The organism is Limnospira sp. PMC 289.06 (assembly GCF_032350395.1).
In the GTDB taxonomy this organism is placed as follows: Bacteria; Cyanobacteriota; Cyanobacteriia; order Cyanobacteriales; family Microcoleaceae; genus Limnospira; species Limnospira platensis.
The window spans coordinates 1-8,150 of record NZ_JARPLC010000131.1 but is presented as its reverse complement, the minus strand read 5'-3'; the positions used below and the strand labels follow the sequence as shown (position 1 = coordinate 8,150).

The following is an 8,150-nucleotide window of genomic DNA, read 5'->3' as shown; positions in this document are numbered from 1 at the left end:
AACCCGCCCTCATAGGTTGTGCTGTGAATGGTGATTCCCATGTCGATGTAGGGGCCGGTTGTGCTGTGAATCCTCATTCCCAAGGGGAAGATAAATAAACCCGCCCTCATAGGTTGTGCTGTGAATGGTGATTCCCGTGCCGATGTAGGGGCGGGTTGTGCTGTGAATGGTGATTCCCAAGGGGAAGATAAATAAACCCGCCCTCTGGGGAGAGGGGGAGAGGGGGAGAGGGTCAAGATTTGGCTTGTATATAGGCGATCGCCTCTCGCCAGACCAAAATCGGTTCCCCCTGTGGGGGTTGTAAACAGATACAGTTAGGATCTTGCCACAGCATTTGGCCCTCTAACATATCTTCGGTGAGTAATTGAATCTTAACAGTGGGTTTATCCTTGATGTAGGTTTGTAACTTGCGGACGCTGGGTAAATCGGTATTGAACTCGGGCATAATCGATTAGTTATTATTAATGCAGGAGATTGAGATATCAGTGATGGCAATTGAGTTTACAAAGTATCACGGTTTGGGTAATGATTTTATTCTGATTGATAACCGTCATCAGTCGGAGCCAATTTGTACACAGAAACAAGCTGTGCAAATGTGCGATCGCCATTTTGGTATTGGTGCTGATGGGGTAATATTCGCCCTTCCCGGTGACGGGGCTAGTGACTACACCATGAGAATATTTAACTCTGATGGGTCCGAACCGGAAATGTGCGGGAATGGAATTCGCTGTCTGGCTAAGTTTATCGCTGAGTTAGAAGGGAAAACTGGGACGGCGATCGCTTATAAAATTAATACCGCCGCCGGGGTGATCTGTCCCCAACTTTTAACCGATGGTCAGGTTAAAGTAGATATGGGATTACCACGGCTACTGGCGGCGGAAATTCCCACCACCCTATCTGAAAATAGCCTCAAGGTTATCGATGTTCCCCTACAGGTAGCAGGACAGCCCTGGTCTGTTACCTGCGTGAGTATGGGAAACCCCCACTGCATCACTTTTGTAGATGATGTGGCTAGTGTTCCATTAACGGAAATTGGTCCGTTGTTTGAACATCATCCGGCTTTTCCTGAACGAACCAATACAGAATTTATTGAAGTAGTGCGACCGGATTATGTCAAAATGCGAGTTTGGGAAAGGGGTGCTGGGATAACTTTAGCCTGTGGAACTGGGGCTTGTGCTTCTGTGGTGGCGGGAGTATTAACCCAAAGATGCGATCGCCAAGTAACTGTAGAACTTCCAGGGGGTTGTCTACAGATTGAATGGTCAGCTACAGACCAACGGTTATACATGACTGGACCAGCCCAAGCGGTTTTTCAGGGTCAGTTAACTTTCCCAATTAATGAAAAATAATTAGGTAAATCAAGGAAATTGCTATGGGTGGAGGCATTTATCTCATTCAAGATGATGATCAGCTTGTGGAAATGATGGAACAAGACTATGATTCTGAGGATCAACTTCAGGACTTGCTAGAATCTTATCCGAATTTGCTGGCTGGGGATGAGATTGATCGCGCCACCCCTAGACGGTGGCTATTGATTTCCAGGGATGCTATGGTTCCCCCGGAGGAGGAAAGCGGCGGTCGCTGGTCTTTGGATCATTTGTTTATTGACCAGGATGCTATCCCTACTTTAGTGGATATTCGCCGTATCCGTAATACGGAAATGCGCCAAAAGGCGATCGGGCTAATGTTGGATTATGCGGCCCATGTTGGCTTTTACTGGCCTATTGAATCCACTATTGCTCAATTTGAGGCTAACTGTCGCGAACAAGGTCGCGATCCAGAACAGGTTTTTGAGGAGTTTCTGGGACCTGATGCTAAGGAAGAGCGTTTTTGGCAAAAAGTGAAAACTAATCTACAGGCTGGCAAAATTCGTCTGGTTTTTGTGGCTGATGAAATCTCCCCCTCTTTGCGTCGGGTGGTTGAGTTTCTCAATAAGCAAACTGACCCTGGGGAAGTCTGGGCGGTGGAAATTAAGCAATATGTCAGTCAGGAAGGTTTAAGGACTTTAGTACCTCGGGTAATTGGTCAAACGGCGGAAGCGCAACAGAAAAAATCTAGCGCTACTGGGGAACGCAGACGCTGGGATGAGATGTCTTTTTTTGAGGAATTAAATATCCGCCGGGGAACTGATGAAGCACAACTAGCCCAGAAAATTCACGCTTGGGCGAAACAACAACAGCCGAAAATTGATATTCAATGGGGAACCGGGGATATCTATGGCGGGTTTACGGCTTGGCTTCATCAAAAGGGTAAAAAAACTCACAAGTTATTTAGTGTGGATATTTCCGGGCGTTTGGAAATTTCCTCTAATAAATATGCCTCTCAACCTCCTTTTGATTGTCAGGACAAATGGCTGGAACTTCGCAATAAGTTTAGTTCTATTGGTTTATCTCTCCCGGTAGAACCGAGTGAGTATCGATCGCTAACTTTGCGTCTGTCTACTCTCCAGGATGAAACAGCCCTACAACAGGTTATGGAAACTTTTGATTGGGTGATTAAGGAAATTAAGAAAGCCTGATATTTGTCTGATGATGACTAAAAAAGCCCGTCAGAAACTAACGGGCAATTAGCGGGCAATTAGCGGGCAACTACAGCCTAGTATGCCCATGAAAGCAAGTTATACCTTGAGGCGGAAATGATGCCCTTCACGGGTCAATTAGCCGCCAATTAGACGGCAATCACAGGGAAAAAGCATCTATTACTATGGTCTACATATCCAATTGTGGATATCTTCTGTTCTCCCGGTTTTGATTTCTTCGAGTTTCTGGAAAACTTGATTGGCTACTTTGCGATCGCTTACGGGAGGTAAAATCATGTCTTCTCCCTGATATCCAATGGTGGAAATATGGGCGATAGTTGCTGCTGTTCCCATACCAAAGGCTTCCGTGAGAGTTCCTTGATGGTAGGCTTGGACTATCTCATCAATAGCGATCGCCCTTTCCTCTACCGGCATTCCCCAATCACGACATAAAGTTAACACACTATCCCGCGTAATTCCCGCTAAAATAGTTCCGGTTAATTTCGGGGTGACAACTACTCCATCAATCACAAATGCTAAGTTCATCGTGCCACATTCTTCGATATATTGGCGATGAATGCCATCAAGCCAAATCACATTATCATAGCCTTTCTCTTTAGCTTCTCGGTCTGCGAGAAGGCTGGCGGCGTAGTTTCCGGCTACTTTCGCGGCACCGGTTCCCCCTTCAAAAGCTCTCACATATTTTTCCGTGACAATCAATTTAACAGGATGGGAATAATAAGCACCTACCGGACAGGTGATAATGATAAATTTATAGGAATCCGAGGGTTTTAATCCTACCGATTCATCAACAGCAAAGTAAATCGGTCTAATATATAAAACGCTGCCATTTTTATTAGGAATCCAATCAGCATCTAACTTAATTAACTCTTTCAATCCATCAATAAAAATGGATTCGGGAATAGCTGGCATACATAACCTTTCGGCGGATTGATTAATCCGTTTATGGTTGGCATCCGGTCGGAATAATAATGGCTCACCATTGGGGTTTTTATAGGCTTTCATCCCTTCAAAGATAGCCTGTCCGTAGTGGAGAGCAGACGTGGCGGGGGATAGGTCTATGGGACCGTAAGGGATGATTTGAACATCCTGCCAATTTCCCTGGCTATAGTTAGCCACTAACATATGATCGCTGAAGATTTTGCCGAAGGGTATGGGTTCGGTTTCTAGTTCTTTAATACGGGATTTTTTGGTAGTCTCAATTCGTAGGGGCAGATGCGGATTGTTCATGATAATTTTAAGTAGGTGGCAAATGATTAAAATGATGGATTTTATGGGGGAACAGTAGATAGACGCTAGTTAGTAATTATCTGATTAACTAGGCTGTCTAACTGTTCCCAGTTCCCGAAAATCTGGTAATTTATCGCCTCAATTAACAATTCTCTAGGCTAATTTAACTTGCCTTTGCCAAAGAATTTAGGAGGTTCGGAAAGTGTGTATACTTGAGTCTCAGCGGCGATCGCCTCTCGTAGATGTCGGGGAAGTTGAAATAGTCCTAACAGGGTAGTACCGTCAAACATCCGCATACCGCCTACAGTATGCTGTTGGAGGATTTCATCTGTTTTCTCCGGTTGAGGATAGGGATCAATGGGGTGTTGCGAGGCGATCGCAAATCCCCACGGGGCTCCATAGGTGGGAATAAAGCTAGTATAGGATTGAACATGGGGAAACACAGCGTTAACTGTATTAACAATCCGAACGTGAAGGTTCAAATTTCCGGGAGCCACCGGGCCCGCTTGAATCACAAATATCCCATCATCAGCCAGGACGCGCCGGATATTCTCAAAATACTCCTTAGTAAACAGTTTAAATGAGGGTCCCTCCTCAATGGGGTCTGAGAGATCAGAAATAATCACATCCCATTTTTGGTCGGTGGTATCGAGAAACTCCAACGCATCCCCAACCACTAATTCAGTCCGGGGGTCTTCAAAAGCATTCTGGTGCATTTCTGGCAGATATTGGCGGCACGCCTCCACTACATCCCCATCAATATCAACCATTACCACCCGATCAACAGTTTTCCAGCGCAACACTTCCCGGATAGTTGCTCCCTCGCCGCCACCTAAGACTAGGACTTTCTCTGGTTTACCTTGAATGACCATCCCCGGATGGACTAGGGGTTCATGATACAGAAACTCATCCCCGGTGCAAGACTGCCATTTACCGTCCAGGACTAGGGCTTTACCATAAGCCCCAGTTTCAACAATGTACATCTCCTGATAGGGGGTTTTTTGATGGGCTAGAACATCGATAACCCCGTGAGCATAAATATCCCAAGGTGTGATGTACTCTGTCATCCAAAAATCAGCCTGAACTTCACTGCCAGCCATAAATTATCCTCCCGGGTATGATTTGACCAAAAGGGATTATATCCCAAATCCGCATAGCGATCGCTTTCATGTCATCCCCCTAATCAACCACTAACCAAACACAAGCTAGATATATGTTCGTGTTTTCGGTGGCAATATTTCTGATCTCCTCTGGCCTGGGTTAACTTATCAGAAGCATGGGTCTAAAACCCCGTCACTTGGGCAGGCTCAGTGCATCGCACTTCGATTATACTCAGTGCATAGCCTTCTAGGACGGCTTTTCTTGTTCCCTAGTGTACTGCTTGAGAACCTCTATGGGCGCACCTCCAACGGAGCTAACAAAATAGCTTGGACTCCAGAGCGCATCTTGGCCTATGGTTTAGGGTAGCCAGCTTGACCATATCGACTATAGATAGGGTTTTCTGAATAACTTAGGGAGTCGGGAATCCGGGGATTTTCGGGAGTCTGGAGCCGATAATAATTATCAATTATCAATTGTTTGGTTGTGTTCGGGTAGTGTGGAATGATGCTCTAGCTTTCAGTAAGTCCAATAAGTACCCTGGATACAACCAGCTTTCGGCAACGTTGACCCAAACCAAAAAGACTGAGGCTAGAGAATGGCTGGCTAGTGTTTCGTCTGTGCCATTACAGCAATCTCTTAAACAGTTAGATGCTGCCTACAAAAACTATTTTAATTCCCTTAGCGGAAAGCGAAAAGGTAAAAAGGTAGGGCTACCTCGATTTAAGAAAAAAGCAAATAAGGAGTCTGCGACCTTCAAAAAAACTGCATTTTCCATCAAAAAAGGAGAGGTGTTTTTAGCCAAGATTGGTAATATAAAACCCATATGGTCGAGGGAATTGCCGTCCGCACCCAGTTCGGTTACAGTCATCAAAGATGGTGCTAACCGCTATTTCTTGAGCTTTGTTGTAGAAGTTGAACCGATTCAGGTCGAGGCTAAAAACCAAAGCATCGGGATTGATTTGGGAATTAAAACTTTTGCGGTCATGAGCAACGGTGAGAAGGCTTTTAGCCCTGATTACTCGAAAGCAGACTGCCAAATTCGCAAGCTCCAGAAAAAACTAGCCCGTCAGCAGAAAGACTCAAAACGGAGAAACAGGACTCGAATTCAAATTGCGAAACTGCATAATCAAATTGCAGATACCCGCCAAGATTTCTTGCACAAATTGTCTACTAAGCTGGTTCGTGAAAACCAAACGATTGCCTTAGAAGACCTGAATATGTCAGGCTTGGTCAAAAATTGCCGTCTAGCCAGGGCTATTAGTTGGCAAGGTTGGCGAGAGTTTAGAACGCTCTGTGAGTCAAAATCTGATAAGTTTGGTAGAGAGTTTCACGTCATCAGCCCATGGGAACCGACCAGCCAGATTTGCTCTGAATGCGGCTACAAATGGGGTAAGCTCGATCTAAAAATTCGGTCGGTTCGATGCCTAAATTGTGGCACTGAACACGACCGAGATGAAAATGCAGCCAAGAATATAGAACAAAGTCGCCACAGGGCATTGGGAGACTCTAAACGGACGCTGAGACAGAAATAAGACTACCTTGGTAGCGTCAGTCAGTGAAGCGTCAAGAATCACCGTGACTTCAGGGGGCGTGAGTATGTCAAGATTGATTTTCAGGAAAGTCTGGGATTATCCATTGAGGTGGTGCTGTGCGTTTTTTGCGGACAGCTTCTTCTGCTATATCTAGCATTTGATCTAAAGATGTATTTTCAATAAAACTCGATACAGAAGTCACATATTCCCGGTGGGGGCATTTATCACCCAGAATACAACCATTTTTACAGGCTTCTGCACAATTGATGGTAGTTTCCACAATAGTTTCCTCTCTCTCAAATTCGACAACCTGCCAAAAATTGTAGTATAGCAGTCAGATTGTCGGCTACTCATACAGGAGATCAGACCATGAATCGTTTAATATACCAATTGAAATCTTTACCCTGGCGGTGGCTGCTTCAAAGCGCCGGGGTCACAGTGGCTATAGTGGCGGCGGTTGAGTTGCTGTTGACTCTGGGTTTAACACATTCGGCTAGTCTCTCTCAGGCGATCGCCTTCTTGTATTCTCCACCCTTGGGCATAATTATGTTTATCGTGTCGGCGATCGGTATCGGCGCTTTGGCTGTTTATCTCTTGGAACTGTGGGACCAACAGATCATCCTTAATTCTGGCACTCTCTGGGCTTTGCTTGCCTGTCTACTCCTGGGCTTATGGATTAAATCCTTACTTCCCATACCTGGCATCGTGATCACTTTATCACGATTTTCCTTTCTTGGGGTTCTCGTCGGCGTTTTCTGGAAAGGAAGACCTTACTTTCGTTAACCCCAAACCATCACCCCAAACCATTGACGTTTAGCATTTAATACTTTACTATCTAGTTAAGTATTCACATAATATCTAAATGCAACGGCTAAAGGAGAATCAATGCTATTTCGTCAGCTATTCGACCCGGAAACCAGCACTTATACCTATCTAATTGCCGATACTGTCACCAAGGAAGCAGCATTAGTGGATCCGGTTCTTGAACAAGTTGATCGCGATCTGAAATTGCTGGAAGAATTGGAATTAAACTTACGCTATTGTTTAGAAACCCATATTCACGCTGACCATATTACCGGGACGGGGAAACTACGCCAGCTTACCGAATGTCTGGGAATTGTGCCCCAAAAGGCTAATGCAGCCTGTGCCGATCGCTATATTGGTGATGGAGAAGTCTTAGAATTAGGGGAGATTAAAATTGAGGCGATCGCTACTCCCGGACACACTGACAGCCATATCACCTATTGGGTAAATGGCGATCGTATTTTAACCGGAGATTCCCTATTAATCCGAGGTTGTGGACGTACTGATTTCCAAAGTGGCGACCCCGGACAACTTTATGATTGCATTGTTCAAAAACTCTTTACACTTCCCGAAAATACTCTAGTTTATCCTGGTCATGACTATCGAGGTCATACAGTTTCCACTATTAAAGAAGAAAAACTTTACAACCCCCGTTTAGCCGGAAACAGCCGCGAGAGTTTTATTGAACTCATGAATAGTCTCAATCTTCCCGACCCTAAAAAAATTATGGCGGCGGTTCCTGCTAATGAACGCTGCGGAAAAGTTCCCAGTCTTTCCTAAGTCTTTAACTAAAATATGACCGGGTGGGTTTATCCATCTTTCGGGTGATACATCAAAGCTGACTGGTAAGAAAGAAAGGGCGGGTTTATCTATCTTTCTGGTGATACACCAAAGCTGACTGGTAAGAAAGAAAGGGCGGGTTTATCTATCTTTCTGGTGATACA

At 45.0% G+C, this 8,150-nt stretch carries 9 protein-coding genes and 1 pseudogene; 5 read left to right on the top strand and 5 right to left on the bottom strand.

Annotated elements, in window-relative coordinates:
- Positions 1–232: 232 nt before the first annotated feature.
- Positions 233–445, bottom strand: coding sequence for an Hfq-related RNA-binding protein (locus P5674_RS19940; RefSeq protein ID WP_006616290.1), 213 nt, complete (start codon positions 443–445; stop codon positions 233–235).
- Between the two features lie 43 nt (positions 446–488).
- On the opposite strand from P5674_RS19940, the gene dapF reads away from it, so the two are divergent.
- Complete coding sequence (gene dapF, locus P5674_RS19935; RefSeq protein ID WP_006616291.1) at positions 489–1,349, top strand: diaminopimelate epimerase; 861 nt, start codon at positions 489–491, stop codon at positions 1,347–1,349.
- Positions 1,350–1,372: 23 nt separating this feature from the next.
- Positions 1,373–2,518, top strand: a complete 1,146-nt coding sequence (locus P5674_RS19930) for a hypothetical protein (RefSeq protein WP_006616292.1) — start codon at positions 1,373–1,375, stop codon at positions 2,516–2,518.
- A gap of 183 nt (positions 2,519–2,701) precedes the next feature.
- Here P5674_RS19930 and P5674_RS19925 read toward each other — a convergent pair whose 3' ends face one another.
- From P5674_RS19925 to P5674_RS19915, 3 genes and pseudogenes are all read right to left on the bottom strand, one after another.
- Positions 2,702–3,769: a branched-chain amino acid aminotransferase gene (locus tag P5674_RS19925; protein WP_014275325.1), complete on the bottom strand. Its 1,068-nt coding sequence runs from the start codon at positions 3,767–3,769 to the stop codon at positions 2,702–2,704.
- A 158-nt stretch (positions 3,770–3,927) separates the two neighbouring features.
- Positions 3,928–4,869 (bottom strand): polyamine aminopropyltransferase, encoded by a 942-nt coding sequence (gene speE / locus P5674_RS19920; RefSeq protein ID WP_006616448.1) that lies wholly within the window; start codon positions 4,867–4,869, stop codon positions 3,928–3,930.
- Positions 4,870–5,116: 247 nt separating this feature from the next.
- Positions 5,117–5,253: pseudogene (locus tag P5674_RS19915) on the bottom strand (transposase); the annotation flags it as partial.
- A gap of 111 nt (positions 5,254–5,364) precedes the next feature.
- On the opposite strand from P5674_RS19915, the gene P5674_RS19910 reads away from it, so the two are divergent.
- Positions 5,365–6,402 (top strand): RNA-guided endonuclease InsQ/TnpB family protein, encoded by a 1,038-nt coding sequence (locus P5674_RS19910; RefSeq protein WP_006616449.1) that lies wholly within the window; start codon positions 5,365–5,367, stop codon positions 6,400–6,402.
- A 67-nt stretch (positions 6,403–6,469) separates the two neighbouring features.
- Here the strand turns inward: P5674_RS19910 and P5674_RS19905 are convergent, their stop codons facing one another.
- Positions 6,470–6,682: a hypothetical protein gene (locus tag P5674_RS19905; RefSeq protein WP_006616450.1), complete on the bottom strand. Its 213-nt coding sequence runs from the start codon at positions 6,680–6,682 to the stop codon at positions 6,470–6,472.
- 89 nt (positions 6,683–6,771) lie between these two features.
- Between P5674_RS19905 and P5674_RS19900 the strand changes: the two genes are divergently transcribed.
- On the top strand, positions 6,772–7,185 hold the full coding sequence (locus P5674_RS19900) for a hypothetical protein (RefSeq protein WP_006616451.1): 414 nt from the start codon (positions 6,772–6,774) through the stop codon (positions 7,183–7,185).
- A 102-nt stretch (positions 7,186–7,287) separates the two neighbouring features.
- Positions 7,288–7,986, top strand: a complete 699-nt coding sequence (locus P5674_RS19895) for an MBL fold metallo-hydrolase (protein ID WP_006616452.1) — start codon at positions 7,288–7,290, stop codon at positions 7,984–7,986.
- The last annotated feature ends 164 nt before the right edge of the window (positions 7,987–8,150 follow it).